Annotated in this window: 14 protein-coding genes; 8 read left to right on the top strand and 6 right to left on the bottom strand. The window is 71.9% G+C overall.

Features of this window, described 5'->3' with window-relative positions:
- Positions 1 to 93 precede the first annotated feature (93 nt).
- A complete protein-coding gene (locus AC0T5L_RS03585) occupies positions 94 to 1,362 on the top strand; it encodes an ROK family transcriptional regulator (protein ID WP_476163885.1) in 1,269 nt (422 codons plus the stop codon).
- An 8-nt stretch (positions 1,363 to 1,370) separates the two neighbouring features.
- Here AC0T5L_RS03585 and AC0T5L_RS03590 read toward each other — a convergent pair whose 3' ends face one another.
- Positions 1,371 to 4,178: a glycoside hydrolase family 3 C-terminal domain-containing protein gene (locus tag AC0T5L_RS03590; RefSeq protein ID WP_476163886.1), complete on the bottom strand. Its 2,808-nt coding sequence runs from the start codon at positions 4,176 to 4,178 to the stop codon at positions 1,371 to 1,373.
- A gap of 196 nt (positions 4,179 to 4,374) precedes the next feature.
- Here AC0T5L_RS03590 and AC0T5L_RS03595 point away from each other — a divergent pair, with 196 nt between their 5' ends.
- The 3 genes from AC0T5L_RS03595 to AC0T5L_RS03605 are packed head-to-tail and all read left to right on the top strand — an operon-like array spanning position 4,375 to position 7,980.
- Complete coding sequence (locus AC0T5L_RS03595) at positions 4,375 to 6,039, top strand: extracellular solute-binding protein (protein WP_476163887.1); 1,665 nt, start codon at positions 4,375 to 4,377, stop codon at positions 6,037 to 6,039.
- Positions 6,032 to 7,072, top strand: coding sequence for an ABC transporter permease (locus AC0T5L_RS03600; protein WP_476163888.1), 1,041 nt, complete (start codon positions 6,032 to 6,034; stop codon positions 7,070 to 7,072). Before AC0T5L_RS03595 ends, AC0T5L_RS03600 begins: the two co-directional genes overlap by 8 nt.
- Positions 7,069 to 7,980, top strand: coding sequence for a carbohydrate ABC transporter permease (locus tag AC0T5L_RS03605; protein ID WP_476163889.1), 912 nt, complete (start codon positions 7,069 to 7,071; stop codon positions 7,978 to 7,980). Before AC0T5L_RS03600 ends, AC0T5L_RS03605 begins: the two co-directional genes overlap by 4 nt.
- A gap of 71 nt (positions 7,981 to 8,051) precedes the next feature.
- Here AC0T5L_RS03605 and AC0T5L_RS03610 read toward each other — a convergent pair whose 3' ends face one another.
- Both AC0T5L_RS03610 and AC0T5L_RS03615 read right to left on the bottom strand, forming a co-directional pair.
- Entirely contained in the window at positions 8,052 to 8,843 is a 792-nt protein-coding gene (locus AC0T5L_RS03610) for a hypothetical protein (protein WP_476163890.1), read from the bottom strand.
- 46 nt (positions 8,844 to 8,889) lie between these two features.
- Entirely contained in the window at positions 8,890 to 9,360 is a 471-nt protein-coding gene (locus AC0T5L_RS03615) for a MarR family winged helix-turn-helix transcriptional regulator (RefSeq protein WP_476163891.1), read from the bottom strand.
- Between the two features lie 70 nt (positions 9,361 to 9,430).
- Between AC0T5L_RS03615 and AC0T5L_RS03620 the strand changes: the two genes are divergently transcribed.
- Positions 9,431 to 10,681, top strand: a complete 1,251-nt coding sequence (locus AC0T5L_RS03620; RefSeq protein WP_476163892.1) for a Bcr/CflA family efflux MFS transporter — start codon at positions 9,431 to 9,433, stop codon at positions 10,679 to 10,681.
- An 82-nt stretch (positions 10,682 to 10,763) separates the two neighbouring features.
- Here the strand turns inward: AC0T5L_RS03620 and AC0T5L_RS03625 are convergent, their stop codons facing one another.
- Both AC0T5L_RS03625 and AC0T5L_RS03630 read right to left on the bottom strand, forming a co-directional pair.
- Entirely contained in the window at positions 10,764 to 13,514 is a 2,751-nt protein-coding gene (locus AC0T5L_RS03625; protein ID WP_476163893.1) for a cellulose binding domain-containing protein, read from the bottom strand.
- Positions 13,515 to 13,662: 148 nt separating this feature from the next.
- Positions 13,663 to 16,017 carry a glycosyl hydrolase family 95 catalytic domain-containing protein gene (locus AC0T5L_RS03630; protein WP_476163894.1) on the bottom strand — a complete coding sequence of 785 codons (2,355 nt, stop codon included), beginning with the start codon at positions 16,015 to 16,017 and terminating at the stop codon, positions 13,663 to 13,665.
- Positions 16,018 to 16,101: 84 nt separating this feature from the next.
- Between AC0T5L_RS03630 and AC0T5L_RS03635 the strand changes: the two genes are divergently transcribed.
- The 3 genes from AC0T5L_RS03635 to AC0T5L_RS03645 all read left to right on the top strand — a co-directional run bounded on the left by AC0T5L_RS03635 (position 16,102) and on the right by AC0T5L_RS03645 (position 20,078).
- Positions 16,102 to 18,105, top strand: coding sequence for a beta-galactosidase (locus AC0T5L_RS03635; protein ID WP_476163895.1), 2,004 nt, complete (start codon positions 16,102 to 16,104; stop codon positions 18,103 to 18,105).
- Positions 18,106 to 18,161: 56 nt separating this feature from the next.
- Positions 18,162 to 19,319: a xylose isomerase gene (gene xylA, locus AC0T5L_RS03640; RefSeq protein WP_476163896.1), complete on the top strand. Its 1,158-nt coding sequence runs from the start codon at positions 18,162 to 18,164 to the stop codon at positions 19,317 to 19,319.
- Positions 19,320 to 19,505: 186 nt separating this feature from the next.
- Entirely contained in the window at positions 19,506 to 20,078 is a 573-nt protein-coding gene (locus AC0T5L_RS03645) for a hemerythrin domain-containing protein (RefSeq protein WP_476163897.1), read from the top strand.
- A gap of 338 nt (positions 20,079 to 20,416) precedes the next feature.
- On the opposite strand, the gene AC0T5L_RS03650 is transcribed toward AC0T5L_RS03645, so the two are convergent.
- Positions 20,417 to 21,400 (bottom strand): LacI family DNA-binding transcriptional regulator, encoded by a 984-nt coding sequence (locus tag AC0T5L_RS03650; protein WP_476164093.1) that lies wholly within the window; start codon positions 21,398 to 21,400, stop codon positions 20,417 to 20,419.
- Positions 21,401 to 21,419 lie beyond the last annotated feature (19 nt).

A 21,419-nucleotide genomic window follows, 5' to 3' on the forward strand; every position in this document is an offset into this window, starting at 1 on the left:
CCGGTGGGGCGCAACCGCTTTTCTGAGCGCGTCCTGGCGCCCCTGTACGATCCGGACACAGTGTGCCGCGTCGCGAAGGACGAGGGGGACCAGGTGACAGTCGGTTCGGGAACGGTGAGCTTCCAGACGGTCCGTGAGACGAACCTGGGGGTCGTACTGCGCACGGTCCGCGAGCTGGCTCCCTGCTCACGCGCCGCGGTCGCCTCGGCCACCGGGTTGAACAAGACCACGGTCTCCAGTCTGGTCGCCGACCTCATGGCGCGCGGGCTGGTCCAGGAGACGGGACGCAACTCCCGGCAGCGGGTGGGCCGTCCCGGGGTGCTGCTGGCCCTGGACGACTCCTCGATCGCGGCGGTCGGCCTGGAGGTCAACGTGGACTACCTGTCGGTGGTCGCCGTGGACCTGCTCCAGCGCGAGCTGGTCAGCCGCCACGTCCCCTTCGACGCCAGCTCGGCCGGGGCGGAGGAGTGCGCGCGGCGCATCGCGCACACCCTGGGCGCGGTGGCGACGGCCCCGGAGCTGAGCGGACGCACCGTGGTGGGGGTGAGCGTGGCCGTCCCGGCGCTGATCGACGACGGAACGGTGACGCACGCGCCCAACCTCGGCTGGCGCGACGTACCACTGCGCGACCGGTTGTCGGAGCTGCTGGGCGAGGCCGGGTTGGAGGGCGTCCCGGTGCGGGTGGACAACGACGCGAACCTGGGCGCTGTGGCCGAGTACCGGGTGGGCTCGTTCGCGGGCGCGGCCGACCTGGTGTACCTGACCGGCGAGGTGGGGATCGGCGCGGGTCTGCTGGCCGGCGGAGAACCGCTGCGCGGAGCCAGCGGGTTCGCGGGCGAGGTGGGCCACCTGTCGCTGGCCCCGGACGGGCCGGAGTGCGCGTGCGGGCGGCGGGGCTGTCTGGAGGCACTGGCCGGAATCGGGGCGATCCTGCGCGGAGCCGTCCCCGACAGGGTCCCGGACCGCCCGCTCTCGGGTGACGACATCGCCCGGCTGGTGGAGGTGGCGGTCGAGCGCGCCCGCGGCGGCGAGGAGGCGGCCGTGGACGCGTTGGAGCGAGCGGGCACGTGGCTGGGCCGAGGCCTGGCCATGCTCATCAACGTCACCAATCCGGGCCTGGTGGTACTGGGCGGCTATTTCGTACCGATGGGGCCGTGGCTGCTGCCGAACTGCCGTTCGGAGGCGGTGGCGAGCGCGTTCGCGCCGGACGCGGGCGGCTGCCGGGTGGAGCTGTCGTCCTTGGGGCTGAGCGCGGCGGCCCGGGGCGGGGCCACCGCGATCATCCACGCACTCGACGCCGGGCTGCTGCCCCTGCCCGGGCCCCGGGACACGGCCGTCCCCACCGCCCCGGGCCCTGCCTGAACCTCCTCTCAGGCCCGGGTGAACCCCAGGGTCGCCACAGCCGTGCCCGGCCGGTCGAAGACCAGGTAGAGGTCGCGGACACCCCGGGCGTCGGCGACGGCCGCGCCGACTTCGGCGAAGTCGTAGCCGTCCTCGCCCGCCGGGACGTCGACGACGGCGGCGACCGGCCCGTCCTCGGGATCGTCCATGCGCAGCCGGAGCACGCAGGCGTGCTCGGCGTTCACCGCCAGACGGCATCCACTGGCCCCGTCGCCGAGGTCGACGTCGCGGAAGAGCGCCCACGCGCCCTTCTTCCGCGAGCGCACGGCGTCGCCCCGCTCGGGGGTGAGCGGGCACAGCGACGTGTCCCGTGCGTCGTCGTAGCCCACCGCCGACCAGGGGGTGAGCGCGTCGCGGGGCGGGATGCCCTCGCCTTGCACGTCCAGGGCGGCGGTGGCGCGGATGTCGGTCGCCGAGCGCCCGACGAGCACCTCGCGCGGGGCCGCCTCCACCACGAAGCGGTCCCGGGTGGTGTCCCACAGGGCGAGCCGGTCCACGTCGAACGACACCGTGGCCACGGCGCTGCTCCCCGGTTCCACACGCACCCGGGCGAACCCGCGCAGCGCCCGCAGCGGGGTCCGCACCCGCGAGGCCAGCTGGCGGGTGTACACCTGCACCACCTCCTCGGCCGGCCGCGCCCCGGTGTTGGCGACCATGACCGTGACGGTGACCCGGTCTCCGTCCACGTTGACCACCGGTGCCGCGTACTCGACCCGCGTGTAGCCGAGGCCGTGCCCGAACGGGTAGAGCGGCTCCCCCCCGAAGTACAGGTAGGTGCCGCGCGCGCCGATGATGTCGTAGTCGAGCATCCCGGGCAGGTCGTCGGCGGACCGGTACCAGGTCTGGGTGAGCCGCCCGGCGGGCTCGGCGTCACCGAACAGCACGTCGGCGAGCGCGTGTCCGTACTCCTGGCCGCCGTGCGCCGACCACAGGATCGCCGGGACGTGCTCGTCGGCCCACGTGATCCCGAACGGGTAACCGCTGCTGAGCACCAGGGCGGTGGCCGGGTTGGCCGCGTGCACGGCACGCAGCACCCGCTCCTGGGCGGCGGGCAGGTCCAGGTCGGTCCGGTCCTCGGTCTCGCGTCCGTTGACCATGGGGTGGTCGCCCAGGACGACCACCGCGGCGTCGGCGGCGGCGGCCGCCCGCGCGGCCTCGGCGGCGCCGGAGCCCAGGCCCCGGACCCCGAAGGACACGGCGTGCTCGGACCCCTCGGCCAGCACGAGGGTGAGTCCGTCACCGCCGACCCGGACACAGCGCCCGGTGTGGACCTGTACCAGCGCGAACCGCTCCGGCTCCACCTCCTCCAGCCGGAAGGTCTGACGCACTTCCCACGTGCCGGGGCCGGGAGCGGTGCAGACGAGGGTGCCGTCCGGGCCCTCGTCCAGGTACCGGCCCGTCGCCGCCGAGCGCAGCGCGACCGCACCGCCTCCCCAGTCCAGGAGGTCGAACGCGCCTCCCTCTGAGTCGTGGGCCGTGTCCGCCAGCCGTAGCGGGGCCCCCTCGTCCGGTCCGGTGACCACGATCCGGCCGGACACGCTCAGGTGTACGCGGTCGGCCCCCTCGCAGAACACGGTCTCGACGCGCTCGGCGATCCCGGCCCGTGCGGTGACGGCGTAGGGCAGGGTGCCGCTGTACCAGTCCTCCAGCACGGTGTCGCCGAGCTGGCCGATGACCGCGACCCGGCGCACACCGCGCAGCGGCAGAGTCCCCTCGTTGCGCAGCAGCACGAGCGAGCGGGTGGCCGCCTCCCTGGCCAGCGCCCGGTGCCCGGGGGTGTCGAGGGCCCCTCCGTCCGCGGGGTTCCCGGAGGCCTCGTCCTCGGGGTCGAACTCGCCCAGCCGGAGTCGGACCGACAGCACGTGCCGCGCGGCGCGATCGATGTCGGCCTCGGTGAGCAGCCCCCGCCGCAGGGCCTCGCCCACGTGCCCGAGAGTGGCCCCGGAGTGGCCGTCGTCCTGGGTGAAGCTGTCGAGTCCGGCCCGGATGGCATGCGCGTAGGCGGTGGGCGGGTCGGGGTGGAAGTGCTGCATCTCGGTGAGGTTGGCGGGCGCGTGGGCGTCACTGACCACCAGGATGTGGTCGGGGGCGGCACGGCGCAGCACGTCGTCGATCAGCGGGCTCAGATGCGCGGGCCGCCCGTTGACCAGGTTGTAGGAGGGCATGACGGCCACGGCGGCCCCGTCGGCGAGGGCGGGCAGGAATGCCTCCAGCTCGTACTCGCGCAGGACGCGCGGCGGCAGGTCGCTGGAGGTGGTGCAGCGGTCCTCCTCGTTGTTGTAGGCGAGGAAGTGCTTGAGGGTGGGCGCGGTGCGCAGACGCGGGCCGTCCCCCGCCAGGCCGCGGGCGTGGGCGGCGGCCAGGAGCCCGGTCAGCCACGGGTCCTCGGAGTATCCCTCCTCGTTGCGGCCCCACCTGGGATCGCGTAGCGGGTTGACCACGGGCGCCCAGACGTTGCGTCCGGCGCCCGCGTCCCGCCGGGCGAGCACCTCGTCGGCGGTGGCCCGGCCGACGCGGCGGACCAGGTCCGGGTCCCATGCGCTGGCCAGGCCGACGGCCTGCGGGTAGACGGTGGCCGGCCCGAGCCAGGCCAGCCCGTGCAGCGCCTCGGTTCCGGTGCGGAAGGGGCCGAGGCCGAGGCGCTCGACGGGGGCCTGGTGCTGGTGGAGCAGGCCGGTCTTCTCCTCGGTGGTGAGGCGGCCGAGCAGGTCGTCCAGGCGGTGGTCGTCCGGCATGCCGGGGTCCCGGTAGGGAGGGAGGGGTGTCTGGCTGGTCATGGGGGGTGTCCGCCTCTCGTACGCGGGGGATTGTCTCTTGAAATCGAACCGCTTCGACTTCGATACCCGGAGACCTTGTGTGCTACTTCACAGTGGAGTAATTTGTTTGCCTAAACGGACAACTAATTCATAGCAAAATGACCCTTCGTTTCCTACCCCCCTGGGCTGCGGCCTGGCCTACCGAAGGAACGACGCTATGCCTTCTCACCCCCTGCGCCCGGCGATCCGCCGGCGCCGATTCCTCGGCCTGGCGGGAGCCTCCACCGCTGCCGCGCTCACCGCGGGCACCATCTCCGGATGCGGGTCGGGGTCCGGTGGCGGCGGTGGCGGCGGGTCCGCCTCCGACGCCAGCTCGCTGGACGACCTGATCCCCACCCACATCCCCTTCGACGGGGTCGCCCCCGACATCGAGGGGCAGCACGGTGCTCCGGACGGGTTCACCTCCTACCCCGAGACCTTCGTCCGTGCCATGTCCGATCCCCCCGGAAGGGGTGGGCAGTACACGGCGATGACCCCTCTGTGGGGGCCGATTCCGCCCGGCCTGGGCAACAACTCCTTCTTCGACCACGTCAACGGCCGCCTCGGCGCCACGGTCGAGTTCAGCTTCCAGGACGGCAACACGGTCATCGACAAGATGAACGCGGTGATCGCCGGGCGCGACGTCGCCGACCTCACGATGTTCCCCGACTGGGTCATCAACCTGATCCCGCAGTTCAACCGGGCCGTCGGTGAACTCTTCGAGGACCTGACACCCCACCTGGCCGGTGACGCGGCCTCCGCCTACCCGCTGCTGGCCAACCTGGACAGCAACGCCTGGCGGTGGAACGTCTTCAACCAGCAGCTCCACGGCGTGCCATGGCCCTCCGAGCCCTTCGGCAACTGGGTCCTGTTCCGGCGCGACCTGTTGGAGGAGTACGGCATCGAGGCGCCCACCAGCCCCGACGACCTGTTCGCGATCGGTGAGGAGATCAACGACCCCGACAACAACCGCTGGGCGTTCGGCGACTTCAACCTCAGCATGCGCCAGGTCTTCGGCGCGCCCAAGCAGTGGCGCTACGAGGGCGGTGAGCTCATCCACATGTTCGAGACAGACGAGTGGAGGGCCAGCGTCGAGTACATGCGCAAGGTGTTCGACGCAGGGCTGGTCCATCCCGACATCGTCGCCCACGGCGACAACGCCAAGGAGCTGCTCAACTCCGGGCAGATCGTCTTCAACCAGGACGGCATCGGTGCCTGGCACGAGGCCTACATGCAGATGCTCGGCAACGACCCCGGCTTCCGCCTGGACCTGATGCCGGCCTTCGGCAACGGCGGCAACGACCCCGTCATGCACCGCAGCGACCCCTCCGGCCAGTCCGTGTTCGTGCGCAAGGGCATGGAGCCGGAGCAGATCGAGGAGATCCTCGGCATCCTCAACTTCTGCGCCGCGCCGTTCGGGACGCAGGAGTACATGGACTACCGCTACGGCGAGGAGGGCGTCCACCACGAGCGCAACGACGACGGTGCCCCTGAGCTGACCGAGCTGGGCAACGGCGAGGTCAACGACGGCTACTACTTCCTGAGCGGACGCCCCCAGGCGGTCACCGAGAGCCAGTACCCGGACTTCGTGCGGTGGAAGTGCGACTGGTACAACCACGCCGCCCAGTTCGCGGAGGAGGACCCGTTCGCGGGCATCCGCATCCAGCGCCCCGAGCGCTTCTCCGCCGCCGAGACCCCCATGACCGACAAGGTGGAGGACATCATCCGGGGCCGCGAGAGCCTCGGGGCACTGGACGACGCCATCGCGAACTGGCGCCGCGACGGCGGCGACGAGGGCCGCGAGTTCTACATGGAGGTCCTACAGGAGCACGGACGTGACTGAACGGACCGCGACCCACGACGAGACGCCGCCCCCGCCCTCCGCGTCCCGTCGGACCGGTGGCCGGGGGCGGCCCCCGGCCGTCCCCGGCCACCGGGGCGGGCACACCTCCGCGAGGCGGTCCGGGCCCCCGTTCCTGGCCAAGCTGCGCCGCGACTGGCAGCTGCTGCTGATGGCGCTCCCGGCGATCGGCCTGTTGGCGGTGTTCCACTACACGCCGACCCTCGGCAACATCATCGCCTTCCAGGAGTACAACCCCTGGGACGGTGTGCTGGGCAGCCCGTGGGTGGGACTGACCCAGTTCGAGCGGCTGTTCACCGACCTCCGCTTCTGGAGCGCGGTCGGCAACACCCTGATGATCGCCTCCGTCCAGCTGGTGTTCTTCTTCCCCATCCCCATCGCCCTGGCCATCCTGCTGGACAGCGTCCTGTCCCCGAGGCTGCGGCTGGTGCTCCAGAGCATCGTGTACATGCCGCACTTCTTCTCCTGGGTCCTGGTCGTCACCCTGTTCCAGCAGATCCTGGGCGGCGCCGGGCTGTTCTCGCAGGTACTGCGGCAGAACGGGTACGCGCCGCTGGAGATCATGACCAACCCGGACGCGTTCCTGTTCGTGGTCACCTCCCAGATGATCTGGAAGGACGCCGGGTGGGGGACGATCATCTTCCTCGCGGCGCTGGCGGCCGTGAACCAGAACCTGTACGAGTCCGCCGCCGTGGACGGCGCCGGGCGGTGGCGGCGCATGTGGCACATCACCCTGCCGGGACTGCGGCCGGTGATCATCCTGCTGCTGATCCTCAAGCTCGGCGACATCCTCAACGTCGGGTTCGAGCAGTTCTACCTGCAACGGGACGCGTTCGGATCGAACGTGTCGGAGGTGCTGGACACCTTCATCTACCACCAGACCCTGGTGACGGGAAACTTCAGCGCAGGTGCGGTCGCGGGCCTGGTCAAGGGCGTGGTCGGACTGATCCTGATCCTGGCGGCCAACAAACTGGCCCACAAGATGGGCGAACACGGAATCTACCGACGCGCATGAGCACACTGTTCAAGGACCGCCCCGTCTGGGCGGAACGTCCGAGCCTTCCCGCGCTCGCCGCGAAGAACACCACGCTGGCCGTCATCGCGGCCGTCATCATCCTTCCCCTCTACGTCGTGATCCTGACCAGCCTGTCCCCCGCCTCGGCGGTGAACAACGCGGGCGGCCTGGTGCTCGTCCCGCGGGGGGTCTCCTTCCAGGCCTACGCCGACCTGTTCAGCGGTGGCGTGGTGACCCGGGCCGTCCTGGTCAGCCTGGGGGTCACGGCGGTGGGAACGCTGGTCAGCCTGGTGGCGACCATCCTGGCCGCCTACGGGCTGTCCCAGCCGGGATCGCTGTGGCACCGGCCGCTGCTGTTCGCGGTGCTGCTGACCTTCCTGTTCGCCCCCGGGATGATCCCGCTGTACCTGCTGGTCAGCGACCTCGGGATGATCGACAGCTACTGGTCGCTGATCCTGCCGACGGCGGTGAACGCGTTCAACCTGGTGGTGATGCGGGCGTTCTTCATGAACCTGCCCCAGGAGATCGGCGACAGCGCCCGCGTGGACGGGGCGAGCGAGTGGACCATCCTGACCCGGCTGGTCCTGCCCATGTCCAAGGGCGTCACCGCGGTCGTCGGCCTGTTCTACGCGGTGGGCTACTGGAACGCCTTCTTCAACGCCATCCTCTACATCAACGACAACGCCAAGTGGCCGCTGCAACTGGTGCTGCGCCAGTACGTGCAGCAGGGCCAGCAGCTCAGTTCGAGTTCGGTGGTGGGCGACGCGGTACAGGGAACCTCGTCGGCGCCCAACCTGGCCATCCAGATGGCCATCGTGGTGGTGGCGCTGGTACCGGTCACGTTCATCTACCCGCTGGTACAGAAGCACTTCACCAAGGGCGTCATCATCGGCGCCGTGAAGGGCTGACCGCCTGGTCTCCGGCGCCGCCGGGCCGTCCCGGCGGCCCCGGGGGCATCATCCCCGGGGCCGCCGGCGGTTCAGACCTCGTCCCAGGCGAGCGAACCGCTCGACCGGACCCTCAGTTCCGTGTCGATCGCGGCGCCCGTCTCCGGGTCGACGGCCGAGCACCGGATCCCGGTGGGCTCGTCGGCCTCGGCCCGGACCATGTCGTCCATGTCGCAGACGGTGTACTCGGTGTCGTACTCGTGCCTCATGTCGGCTTCGGCGACCTCGCGCAGGAGCGGCCCCTCGGGAAGGCTCGTCTTCTCGTAGACGTTCTCCATGGTCCAGCTGGCGATGTCTCCCCCCTCGACGTCGGTGCTTCCGGAGAGAGCGGTCCCAGGGAGTGCGAGCGTCGCGACGAGCTCGACCGAGTAGGTGAACTCCTCGCCGAGGAAGGTGACCTCGCAGTCGACCTCCGTCCCCACCTCGGTCGTGAACTCGGGGCAGTGGTAGCCGGCGTCCGGATCCACGTGCCCGGCGAACCGGGTGACCTTGGTGAGCGCTCTGTGGGCGAGCCGCTCGACGTCGGTGGCGGGCTCACCGTCGATGGGGGCGAGCATGGAGTTGAGCGGAGCTTCGGGGAGTTCGGAGTCGTCGTACTCGTGCGCCTCCTCGGGGATGTCTCCCTGGCGGTAGTCGTCCAGGTCGGCCTGCTCGACCTCCCCGATCGCCTCGGATTCCTCCGGGCTCTGCGGGGCCGACTCGGAAGGGGCGGCCGCGGGCTCCGCCTCCTCCGCGGGCTCCCCTCCAGAACAGGCGGACAGGGCCAGCAGGACGACCGCGGTTCCGGTGACGGCGGACATGTGGGGGTGTCTGGTCACAAGCATGCGAATCATCCTGGCACGGCCACCCCGGCCCGAGGTGTGATTCGGATCACTCGCCGGGCCGGGCGTCCGACCCTTCCGGGCGCAGTGCACGCGCGAGGTCGTCGAGCAGGCCCGCGGCGTCCGCGATCCGGTCACGGCGGCCCCCGGCCACCGAGGCCAGCCGCTGTGACCACAGCGCGCGCAGTCGGCGCATGTTCTCGTCCGCCCGCTCCGTCGGGTGGAGCCGGATCACTCGGGCGTCGGCGGTGTCGGCCTCACGGTGGACCATCTCCTTGTCCTGTAGTACGCGCAGGGCCGCGCTCAGGTTGCTGCGCTGCATACCGAGGGCCCCGGCCACCGCGGCGGGTCGCGCCCCGGGGTGCTTGTGCAGGTAGCGCAGCACCGTCACCTGCGTGCCGGTGAGGCGCACGATCCCGGGATCGTCGCCGTGTCCGGGCTTGAGCTCCCGTGCCAGGTGCAGGACCGCGTGGGCAAGGTCGGCCAGCAGCTCATCGTGATCGTTGTCATCTGGTGTCACACGCCCAGTGTATTTATTATGTTTGTATAGTTATATCTTAATAATCACCATGCGGGCCGAGGAGTACCGAATGAGCGACACCGGGCGGCGCCCCCGGCAGGCGCCGCCCGACGCACCCGTCACCGAGGACCGGGTCGGGACGGGCCTGCTGCTGGTCCTGGGTCTGCTCGCCGCGGTGGCGCCCCTGGCCATGGACCTGTACCTGCCCGCCTTCCCCACCATGGCCGAGGAGCTGTCCGCCGACACCACGGCTGTCCAGGCGACCCTGACCGCGTTCCTTGTCGGCCTCACCGCCGGGCACCTGCTCTTCGGCCCCCTCTCGGACCGCTTCGGCCGGCGGCGTCCCCTCATCGCGGGAGCCGTGCTGTGCGTGGTGGCGGGCGCGGCGGCCGCCCTCGCACCGACCGCGCCGGCCCTGGTCGCGGCCCGCCTCCTGCAAGGGCTGGGCGGCGCCGCCGGCATGGTCATCGGCCGCGCGGTCATCTCCGACCTTGCCCGCGGGCGGGCCGCCGCACGCGCCTTCAGCCTGATGATGATCGTGGGCGGTGTGGCACCGGTCGTGGCACCCGTGCTCGGCGGGCTCCTCCTGGAGCCGCTGGGCTGGCGGGGTCTGCTGGGCATCGTGCTCGCCCTGTCCGTGGCGATGCTGGTCGCCGTGCTCATGGCCGTACCCGAGTCCCGGGAGGCCGCGCTCCGCGTGTCGGGACGCGCGCGTCCCGACACGGGGGTCTCCGAACCCTCCGGGCTGCGCTCCCGCACCTTCCTGGGATACGGGCTCGCGTTCGGCTTCGCCTTCGCCGCGATGATGGCCTACATCTCGGCCTCACCGTTCGTGTACCAGGTGATGATGGGCCTGGACGCGGCGTCGTACGGGGTCGCATTCGGAACCAACGCGCTGGCGCTGACGGCCGTCAGCGCCCTGTCGGCCCGCCTGGCCTCCTCCTACCCGGTGCGCGGGCTGCTGGGCACGGGCCTGGCACTGTGCCTGGGAGGCTGCGCCGGTACCGGGCTGCTCGTGGCCGCCGGAGCGCCCGTCGGATGGCTGGCCCTGACCATGCTCGTGTCAGTGGCGAGCATCGGCCTGGTGCTGGGCAACGCCACGGCCCTGGCCCTGGCCGCCGTACCGCGCGCCTCCGGAAGCGGATCGGCGCTGATCGGCGCCCTTCAGTTCGGGCTGGCCGCCGCGGTCTCGCCGCTGGTGGGCCTGGGCGGGGAGCACAGCGCCGGGCCGATGGCCGGGGTCATGCTGGCCGCGGCCGTCCTCGCGATCGGCGCGTTCCTCCTGGCGGGGAGGCCGCCGGAGGCGGACCCCGCGCCGTAGGAGGCGACCCCGGCGGGGTACTCCTTCGACGCGGGCGGGGGCCGGGAACCCGTGCGGTTCCCGGCCCCGCCGTGTCAGTGCCTCAGTCGCAGGCCCGACCGTTCAGGGTGAGTCCGGTCGGGTCCGCGGGTTCGCCGTCGACGGTGCCGTTGAAACCGATCCGCACCGAGTCGCCGGGGGCGATCCGGGCGTTCCACCCGGAGTCGGTGACCCGCACGGACGCGCCGTCCTGCGTGTGGGAACCGTTCCAGAGGCTGGTGACCTCCTCACCGGCCGTGAACTCCCAGCCGACCTCCCAGCCGTCCAGGTCCTCCGTGCCGGTGTTGGTGATCGTCACCCCGGCCTGGAAACCTCCGGTCCACGTGTTGTCGACGCCGTACCCGACTCCGCAGTCGCCCGGCTCGGGCTCCGGGTCCGGGGTCGGCGAGGGGTCGGGCTCCTCGCTCGGCTCCCCGGTCGGATCCGGGGACGGGGAGGGGTCGGGGTCGGTCCCGCCGCCTCCGCCCGCCAGGTCGCCGTAGACGATGCCGCGACCGTTGGTGCCGACGTAGACCCGCCCGTGGACGTTCGGGTCACCGGTGATGGTCGAGCCGGTCCAGCCCCACTGGTGCTGGTCGTCGTTGATCCGCACCCAGCTCCGGCCCGCGTCGTCGGAGCGGAAGATGCCGCGCACACCGCCGATCCGGGAACTGGTGTAGACGGCGGGGTAGTCCTCGCCCGGGGCGGGAGCGCCGAAGCCGACGTTGTCGCCCTCGTCCACCGCGTCGATCCGCTCGAAGGTCCCTCCGGCGTCGGTGGTGCGCCACATGCCGTAGTCGCCGCCCTCGGAGCCGCCCGCCACCCAGACGTCGCCGCTGTGCCCGGGGACAGCGCCGAAGCGGATGTCCCCCTCAGAGGGCAGTCCGTCGAAGCCCGCGGTGAAGGTGGCCCCGCCGTCGGTGCTGGTGTGGAACGTGCCGTCGGAGACCGCGTAGAACGTGTCCGGGTCCACCCTGTCGGCCTGTACCCGCGCGCCTTGGGGGACGCCCTCGGAGGCGGTCCAGGACGAGCCCTGGGTGGTGGATGTGTGCACGCCCGCGCCGTCGGCGCTCCACACGATCGCCGAGCCGTCGGCGCCGACCGCGACGGTGCCGCCGCCGGTCACCCCGCCGGGCTCCTGGCCGCCCCACCAGCTGTCGCCGCCGTCGGTGGAGATACCGATGTGGGAGTTGGCGTCGTCCTCGGCGTCGCCGACACGCACGATGGTCGAGGGCGACAGCTCGGCGAAGTCGACGCTGGTGCCGTTGCCCCAGTAGGGCTGCTGGTGCATCTGGTCGGGGACCCGGGTGACGTCCTCGTGCACGAAGCCGCCGATGTCGCCCATCACCGAGACCAGCGGCGGCCCCTCCGGCGGGGCGGCGAGGTCGTGGATGGAGGTCTCCTCCAGTCCGTGCACCTTGACATCGATGTCGAAGGTGGAGCCCGCGTCCCAGTTCGTGAGGTTGTCGCTGCCGTAGATGGTGGCGCCCGTGCCGTACATGAACCGGTCGGAGTCGAACGGGTCGATGGCCATGCCCTGGCTCATCCAGCCGAGCTTGGGCTGGGTCTCGGCGGGGTCGGTGGAGCCGCCGAAGTCCAGCCAGGGGGCGGTGGAGATGTCCATCTCGTACCGGGTGTCGCGCTCGGGATAGGCGCCCCAGTCCCAGGCCTGGGTCCAGGTCTCGCCGCGGTCGGTGCTGCGGAAGATCTGGAGATCCGGCCACCAGGACATCTGGGAGGTGACCATGAGGGTGTCGGGGTCCTGCCGGTCGATGGTCAGTCCGCCGTAACCGAAGGCGGCGTCCTCGGAGTCGGAGGGGACCGGACTGATGTTGGCCCACTCGGCGGAGTCGGTGTCGTAACGCCACACGTCGCCGGACTCGCCGTCGTAGGGGCCGGGGGTGTCGGTGGTGGCGAGGTAGAGCTGGCCGCCCTCGTGGTCCAGGACGGCGTGCGCGGGCAGGTGGCCGGTGGGAGCACCCGCCAGGGGTTCCCAGGACTGGCCGCCGTCCCGGCTGCGGTAGACGGGGTCGTCCAGGTCGGCGACGCCGACGTAGACGTCCTGGGTCACCGAGCCGTCGGATCCGGTGCGCTGGTCGAACTCCACCCAGGTCACGCCGGTGACGTCGTCGTGCACACCCCACTCGTCGTCGGGGTCCTCGACGTAGTCCCCCGGATTGGGGAACTCCTCCGCCTCGGCCCAGGTCTCGCCGAAGTCGGTGCTGCGCCACAGGCCGTGGCCGCCACGGGCACCGAAGTAGACGACGCTGTTGTCGTTGGGGTCGACGGCCAGGCGCTCGCCCAGGCCCCGGCCCGGCATGTTGCCGCCGAGTTTGAAGGGCAGCTCGGTGGCGTCCCAAGTCTCACCGCGGTCGTCGGAGCGCAGGATCGCGCCGTTGTTGGGGTCCCAGTCGTTGGTGTAGGTGCCCACGGCCGCGTACACGCGGTCGGGGTCGACGGGGTCCGTGGCGATGCTGACGACGCCCGTCCAACCCCAGTCGTCCCAGCCGATCCAGTCGAGCAGGGGGATCCAGCGCTCGGTTCCGGGGTTCCAGCGGTAGGCGCCGCCGATGTCGGTACGGGCGTAGACCAGATCGGGCTCGGTCTCACTGAAGACGATGTTGGGAACGTAGCCGCCGCCGGCGATCTGGACGTTGTCCCACTCGTAGGCGTCCTGCGCGGTGGCCGGTTCGGCGGGGGCGGCGCTGGCGGTGGTGAGGGCGAGGGCGGAGGTGGCCAGTGCGGTGGCCGCCGCGAGGGCGAGCGCCGGAAGCCCTCGGGCACGTCTCAGGGGCCGTTGCTGTTCGGGAGGCACGTGCGGGCTCCTTGGGGGAATCGGGGGGTGTTACCCGCCCCCCGGGAAATCCGGTTCCCCGGGGGCGGGCACGAATTCCCCATTAGTCTGGGTAGTCGACTAACGGAGCGGCAAGGGGTGTTGCGCGAGAAATTTCGAAGCGCTTCGACTACTGGCCAGTAACCATAAGGAATCGTAGGGACACCGCGCGGTCCGGAACCAGGGACACCCGCTTCCGCGTTCCGTCGGGGAATCCGACCACCGTCTGACGGGGCTCCACCGACCTCAGCCGCGCCGTCCCCCGGCCGGCGGACCACTCCAGGCGGTCCACGACGACCCCGCCGCGTGCCCGCAGCCCTTCCACACAGCCGGAGGGCCACTCCCGGGGCAGGGCGGGAAGCAGGTCCAGGCGCCCCTCCGCGGAACTGGCCAGCATCGTCGCCACGACGGACGGGAACCCGCCGCCGATGTCCACGTTGAACAGGCTTCCCCGGTTGTGGGTGGGCACCAGGGTGGGCCGCCAGTAGCGGGTGGCCAGCAGGGCCAGGGCCTCGTGCGCCTCGGCGGCCAGTCCGAGGTTGGCCGCCGCCTGGCCCAGCTGGACCAGGCCGAAGGCCATTTCATCGGACTCCTGGCCGCGCCACCAGTGCAGGCGGGCGCGCACGGCGGCGATCGCCGCCGTGCGCAGACGGGGCGAGGCGAACGCGGGATCGGGCTCGTACCAGAACGGGTACAGGTGGGAGGCGTGCCGGTGACCGTGCTCTTCGGTCTGCCCGACCGGCCCGGCCGGGCCCGCCCACTCGGCGAGTTCACCGCTCTCGGCGATCCGGTAGCCGGGCAGCCGCGCCCCCAGCCGGGCCCAGCGGCGGGTACCGGGCGCGCCCAGGACATGGTGGGCCCGCACCAGGTTGCGGACCAGATCGCGCACGGCGGCCACGTCCATGGTCGCGTTGACGGCGGCCTGCCCGTCGCCGTCGCCCGGGGTGTTCTCGGGCGAGTAGGAGGGGGAGAATCCCTCGTCGGTGAGGAAGTCCTCGTGGAACTCGGCTGCGGCGGTCAGGAAGGGGAGGGCGCGCTCGCGCAGGAACGCGCGGTCGCGGGTGTGCGAGTAGTGGTCCCAGTACAGGCGGGACATCCACGCCGCGCCGGCGGTCCAGCAGGTCAGGCACCACTCGGGGCCGAAGTGGTTGTGCCGTCCCGAGGTGGAGGCGTGCGCTGGCAGCAGGGCGCCCCGGCAGCCGTGGAGCCTCCGGGCGTTCTCGGCGAGGTCCTCGGCCATTCCGTCGAGCAGGTCGAACAGGCCGCACATCAGCTCGGGCGTGCCGGTGGCGTGCAGTCCCGCGACGGCGGAGGGCAGGTTGCCGTCGAAGGTGTACCCCGACCGCCACGGGGGATCGTAGGTGCCGCTCCACACGCCCTGGAGAGTGGGCGGCAGGTCTCCGCAGCTGGAGACGATCGCGTATCGTCCGGCGTCGACCAGCCGGGCGACCAGGCCGGGGGCGGGTCCGGCGGCCAGGAGGTCCTCGCCGAGCACTCCGTCCACGGACTGTCCGGAGCCCCCGCCCAGCTCCAGCCGGAACCGGGACATGAGTTCGCCGTGCACCGCCCGGTGGCGGTCGAGCATCCCCTCGAAGGCGGGCCCGGCCGTCCCGCGGGCGCCCTCGTCCACGGTGACCGTGCCGGCCGGTCCGCCGCCTGACGGGGCCCGCGTACGCGTGGCGGCGCCGTGCCCGGGGCCGGTCCCGGCGGAGGACGTTTCCGGTACCGGCTCGCCCGCCGGCCGCGGGGTGTCCACCCGTACACGTGCCACGAGCCGCAGTCGTCTGACCCCCCGGAGCTCCAGTCCGGCGCCGCTGGTCCGGACGCGTCCTCCCTCCGCGGCGACGGCGCAGGTCACCGTGTACCCGGGCAGGGCTCCGGGCGGCCGCTCGGGGAAACCCACCCGCAGGGTGAGCAGGGCGGGGGATGCCTCGGAGTCCACTGCGAGCAGAACCGGCGGGTCCTCCTCCAGCGGGGTGAGCCGCAGCGTCCCGTACAGGCCGTTCGACGAGACCGCCTCGGCGACCACCGCGTCGTCGGGCCGGGAGGCGAAGACCCTGTGCGCGGTCCCGTCCGGCAGTTCCTCGGTGACCAGGCCCGAGTCCAGGTCGCAGGTGCGCGTGACCGGCCCCTCGCAGGGGCCGAGCGGCGTGAACGAGAGCACCGCGGCCCCCACGAGGGGATCGATCCACCGGGTGTCGGCGTAGCCCGGGTGCTCCTCGGCCGCCGCCGCCACGATCCGCTCGGCGACGGCCCGGGAGCGGCCACGGCGCAGAAGTCCCCGCAGCTCGGGCAGGAGCCGTGCGGTCGCGGGGGCGGGCAGCGGCTCGGTGACGGGCAGGAAGAGCCTCTCGTGGCTGAGGGTGAGGCGGATCCGGTCCGCCGTCGAGTGCACGAGCGCCCCGTGGCGCCCGTTGCCGGTGACCAGTGCGTCCTCCCAGTCCCCGACGGGGTGGCGTGTGCGGACATGACGTGCTTCGGGCATGTGTGCTCCTCGCATGGGGGGTGTCGCCGGAGGGGACTTTCGCCCTACTTTGTTGGCGCACACCCCAAACTAAAAGGAGTTCCCATGTCCTCTCCGCTCTGGTTCGGCGGCGACTACAACCCTGAGCAGTGGTCAGAGGAGGTCCAGACGGAGGACGTGGAGCTGATGTGCCGCGCCGGGGTCAACCTCGTGACGGTCGGTGTCTTCTCCTGGTCCCTCCTCGAACCGAGGGAGGGCGAATACCGGTTCGGCTGGCTGGACCGGGTGATGGACCGTCTGGGCGAGAACGGGATCGGGGTCGCGCTGGCCACCCCGACCGCCTCTCCCCCGCCCTGGTTCGGCCTCGCCCACCCCGACGCGATGCCGGTGACCGCCGACGGCACCCGGCTCACCCACGGCAGCCGCGACACCTACGACGTGTGTGCCCCCGCCTACCGGGAGGCCTCCGTCCGGATCGCACGCGCCCTGGCGGAGCGGTACGCCTCCCACCCGGCGCTGCGGATGTGGCACGTGCACAACGAGTACGGGACGTGGTCGCACTCCGAGCACACCGCCCGGGCCTTCCGCGACTGGCTGCGCGGGCGACACGGCGGCCTGGAGCGGCTCAACTCGGCGTGGACGACGGCGTTCTGGAGCCAGCACTACTCGGAGTGGGAGCAGGTCCAGCCTCCGCGTGCCACCCAGTACCTGCCCAATCCGGCACACGTGCTGGACTTCCGGCGGTTCCTGTCGGAGGCGATGCTCGACCACTTCCTGTCCCAGAGCGACGTGCTGCGCGCCGCCCGTCCGGACGTGCCGGTCACGACCAACCTGGCGTTCGGCGACTGGGTTCCGGTGGATCCGTGGCGGTGGGCCGAACACGTGGACCTGGTCGCCGTGGACGACTACCCGGACCGCACGGGTACGGGCGGTGCCGAGCAGACCGCCTTCGCGGCCGACCTGGCCCGCTCGTGGGCGGAGCGGGTGCCCGGTCCGGGGCGGCCGTGGGTGCTGATGGAGCAGGCCGCCGGGGTGACCTACACCGGCGAGGCCACCCGGCCCAAGGCCTCCGGCGAGACCGTGCGGCACAGCCTGGCGCATGTGGCCCGGGGGTCTCGTGGCGCGATGTTCTTCCAGTGGCGGGCCTCGCGGGGCGGCGCCGAGCAGTGGCACTCGGGGATGGTGCCGCACGCCGGGCCGGACTCACGGGTGTTCCGCGAGGTGTGCGAGCTGGGGAACCTGCTGCCCCGGGTGGCGGAGGCAGGCGGCTCCGACGTGGTCGCCGACGCGGCCCTCACCTGGGACCCGGAGAGCTGGTGGGCGCTGGGCAGTCCGTCACTGCCCGCGCGGGGCGTGGACTACCTGGAGGCGGTGCGCCAGGTGCACCGGGTGCTGTGGCGGTCGGGGCGCACGGTGGACATGGTGCGCCCCGACCGCGATCTGCCCCGGGTGCCGCTGCTGGTGATACCCGCGCTGTACCTGCTGTCGGACGGAGCGGCCGAGCGGCTCGCCCGCTACACCGAGGACGGCGGAACGCTGGTGGTGAGCTTCCTGAGCGGGGTCGCCGACCCGGACGGGACCGTGCGCACCGGCGGTTACCCGGGGGCGCTGCGGGACCTGCTGGGGGTGCGGGTGGAGGAGATGTACCCGCTGCCGCCCGGAGAGTCGGTGGGCATGGACCTGGGGTCGGTGCGGGAGGAGGTCACACTGTGGAGCGAGCACGTCCACCTGGCGGGCGCCGAGGCGGTGGCGCACTACGCGGGCGGGCCGCTGGACGGGCTCCCGGCGGCGACCCGGCGGCGCCATGGCGCGGGCGAGGCCTGGTACCTGTCGGCGCGGCTGACGGACCAGGGGCTGGCTCGGCTGCTGGCGGAGGCGGCGGGGACGGGGCCCTTTCCCGAGCCGGGACTGGACGTGGTGCGACGCGTGGCCCGGGACGGGGTGTGGGTGTTCGTCACCAACCACGACAACCGGCCGCGGCGGATCGACCCGGCACGGTTCGGGCTGGACTCGGGAGCGCGCGACCTGGTGTCGGGCGGTTTCGCGGAGGGGATGACCCTGCCCGGAGGCGGGGTCGCAGTACTGCGCGGTCACCCCGTTGACAATTAGTTGTGAGACTAGACAAACTAATGCGGAGTCCCGCGCCTACCTCAGGAGACACGATCATGAGCGACTACCAGCCCGTGCCCGCGGACAGGTTCACCTTCGGCCTGTGGACCGTGGGATGGCGCGGGGTGAACACCTTCGGCGACCCCGTGCGGCCCCCGCTCGACGGGGCGGACGCGGTGCGCCGCCTCTCCGACCTCGGCGCGCACGGGATCACCTTCCACGACGACGACCTCATCCCGCCCGGCAGCTCGGCCACCGATCGCGAGGCCATCCTCAAGCGGTTCCGGACGGCCTTGGACGAGACCGGCCTCACGGTGCCGATGGTGACCACCAACCTGTTCTCCCACCCGGTGTTCCGCGACGGCGGCTTCACCTCCAACAGCCGCGACGTGCGCCGTTACGCCATCCGCAAGGTCATCCGCAACATCGACCTGGCGGTGTCGATGGGCGCCAAGACGTACGTGTGCTGGGGCGGCCAGGACGGCGCCGAGTCCGAGGCGGGCAAGAACGACGCCGCCGCCCTGGACCGACTGCGCGAGGCCTTCGACATCCTGTGCGGCTACGTGCGCGAGCAGGGCTACGACCTGCGGTTCGCCATCGAGCCCAAGCCCAACGAGCCGCGCGGCGACGTACTGCTGCCGACGGTCGGGCACGCCATGGCCTTCATCAACGAGCTGGAGCACCCCGAGATGGTCGGGGTCAACCCCGAGGTCGGCCACGAGCAGATGGCCGGGCTGAACTTCGTGCACGGCGTCGCGCAGGCGCTGTGGGCGGGCAAGCTGTTCCACATCGACCTCAACGGGCAGCGCGGGGTGAAGTACGACCAGGACCTGCGCTTCGGCGCCGGTGACGTCAAGGAGTCGTTCTTCCTGGTCGACCTGCTGGAGAGCGCGGGCTACGACGGGCCCCGGCACTTCGACTTCAAGCCGCCGCGGACCGAGGACATGAGCGGCGTGTGGGAGTCGGCGGCCGCGTGCATGCGCAACTACCTCATCCTGAAGGAGAAGGCCGCGGCGTTCCGCGCCGACCCCGACGTGGCGGAGGCACTCGCGGCGTCGCGCGTTCCCGAGCTGTCCCGGCCCACGCTGGGCGAGGGCGAGTCCCTGTCCGACCTGCTGGCCGAGGAGATCGACCTGGCCGAGGCGGGCGAGCGCGGATACCACTTCGAGCGCCTGGACCAGCTCGCCCTGGACCACCTCTTCGGCGTGCGCTGACCCTCCCCGGGGCGGGGCCCGTCGACGGGAGGCCCCGCCCCGTGTCCGGGTGGCGTGCGAGGCCCGGTGCACGGCCCGGACCAAGTCCGGGTCAAGAATGCGGGGTTGCGCGGAGTCGGCGTCTGAGTGCCCGGTCCGTGGGTAGTGGCGGTGATCGTCAGTGCCACTACCGACGCGGAGGCGACCATGGCCGAAGACGCCATCACCCTGATCACACAGGACCACCGCAAGATGGAGGAGCTGTTCGACCGGCTCCAGTCCGAGCCCGAGCAGCGGCCGCGGCTGCTGGACGAGATCGAGGCCATGCTCACCGCGCACAGCCGTGCCGAGGAGGCCGAGGTCTACCCGTCCACGGCCGAGGCGTCCGGTGAGGAGGCGCAGGTCCAGCACAGCACGGAGGAGCACCACGAGGCCGAGGAGCTGCTCCAGCGGCTGAAGGACTGCGATCCGAACAGCGAGGAGTTCGACGATCGGCGGCAGGAGTTCGTCGACGCGGTCAAACACCACGTCGACGAGGAGGAGAGCGAGGTTCTGCCCGCCCTCAGGCGCTCCGTGAGTGAGCAGCGCGTCCAGGAGCTGGGCAGGGCCTTCTCCGAGCGGCGTGCGCAGGAGCTGCGGCGCTTCAACATGCCCGCGTCGGGACAGATCCCCAAGCAGCGGGAGCTCTACGAGGAAGCCGAGCAGCTGGACATCAAGGACCGCTCCAAGATGAACAAGGACGAGCTCGCCGAGGCCGTGCAGCGGGCCAGGCAGCACTGACCGGCGGTCCCGGCCTGTGCGTTCCCCGCGTTCGCGGGGTCGCACAGGCCACGGACGTATGGCGACGGCCTCCGGACGAGAAACGGCCCCGCCGGGTTCGCACCCGGCGGGGCCGTCACGCATGCTGAACCGGTGCGGCGGTCGCCTCACGGCGCGGTGCACAACACGGCTCCTGCCGCCCTTGCGGGCGCGGTATTCCGTGAAGGCTATGAGTGGAGCCCGGGGGACACTTTCTACCGCACCGTCCAGCACCCGGTACAACGGGAGGGCGGGGGCGGGTATTCCAGGGCGGCGGGATTTTTCCCGCGATCTCTCCGGCCCCCTCCCGTAGGCCGGGGTCAGGCGCGGGAGGCGGTGCTCTCCCTGGAGGTCAGCCTCGGTGCCAGCAGGGTGACCCCGGGGTGCTCGGGACCGTCGATCTTGTCCATCAGCAGGCTGACCGCGCGGGCCCCGACCTCCTCGGCGGGCAGGTCCACGGAGGTCAGCGGCGGAGCTCCGGGAGGGACCGGGCCGATGGCGGCCACGGACAGCTCGGGAGGAACGCGGCCGTACTCGGCGAAGGCGTCGAGCAGCGGACCGAGCGAGGGTTCGTTGTGCACGATGAGGCCGGTGAGGCCGGTCCGCTCGCGCAGCAGCTCCTCCGCGACACCGCGCACGGTCTCGGGCGAGCAGGGGTGCAGGGTGGCGCGGACTCCGCGTTCGGCGGCGGCGAGCTCGAAGCCGGTGACGGTGCGCTCGGCGAACCCGGTGCGCCGTTCGTAGACCGAGGGCGGCTGGCCGACGAAGGCGAGGTCGGTGTGGCCGAGATCGGCGAGATGGTGCACACAGGCCGCGCCCGCGGCGGCGAAGTCCAGGTCCACGCAGGTCAGGCCCTCGGTGTCCTCGGGTACGCCGATGAGGACCGAAGGCAGGTCCAGCGCGCGCAGGACGGGCACGCGCGCGTCGTCGGCCTCCACGTCCATGACGATGACGCCGTCCACCATGGCGCCCCCGGCGACCCTGCGCAGACCGTCGGGCCCCTCGCCCTGGGTGAGCAGGAGAACGTCGTGGTCGTGCGCGCGGGCAGCGGTGACGACGGAGACGGCGAAGCGCATGGCGACGGGGACGTGTACGTCCTCGCGCAGCGGGATGACCAGGGCGATCACGTTGCTGCGGCGGCTGGCCAGGGAACGCGCGCCCGCGTGCGGCTGGTAGCCGAGAGCCTCGATGCTCTCGCGCACCCGGCGCCTGGTGGACTCGGAGATCGACCGCTTGCCGCTGAGGACGTAGGAGACCGTGCTCGGCGACACGCCAGCGTGCCGGGCCACATCGGAGATCCTCACCGTGCCGTCCCGTCCGTCG

Source organism: Nocardiopsis sp. TRM 82005 (genome assembly GCF_056312425.1).

Bases quoted from the DNA above. Each gene is read 5' to 3' on its own strand.
- AC0T5L_RS03590 (WP_476163886.1), bottom strand. From the start codon at position 4,178: ATGACCAGCCAGACACCCCTCCCTCCCTACCGGGACCCCGGCATGCCG.
- AC0T5L_RS03630 (WP_476163894.1), bottom strand. From the start codon at position 16,017: ATGCCCGAAGCACGTCATGTCCGCACACGCCACCCCGTCGGGGACTGG.
- AC0T5L_RS03605 (WP_476163889.1), top strand. From the start codon at position 7,069: ATGAGCACACTGTTCAAGGACCGCCCCGTCTGGGCGGAACGTCCGAGC.
- AC0T5L_RS03595 (WP_476163887.1), top strand. From the start codon at position 4,375: ATGCCTTCTCACCCCCTGCGCCCGGCGATCCGCCGGCGCCGATTCCTC.
- AC0T5L_RS03635 (WP_476163895.1), top strand. From the start codon at position 16,102: ATGTCCTCTCCGCTCTGGTTCGGCGGCGACTACAACCCTGAGCAGTGG.
- AC0T5L_RS03610 (WP_476163890.1), bottom strand. From the start codon at position 8,843: ATGCTTGTGACCAGACACCCCCACATGTCCGCCGTCACCGGAACCGCG.
- xylA (WP_476163896.1), top strand. From the start codon at position 18,162: ATGAGCGACTACCAGCCCGTGCCCGCGGACAGGTTCACCTTCGGCCTG.
- AC0T5L_RS03645 (WP_476163897.1), top strand. From the start codon at position 19,506: ATGGCCGAAGACGCCATCACCCTGATCACACAGGACCACCGCAAGATG.
- AC0T5L_RS03620 (WP_476163892.1), top strand. From the start codon at position 9,431: ATGAGCGACACCGGGCGGCGCCCCCGGCAGGCGCCGCCCGACGCACCC.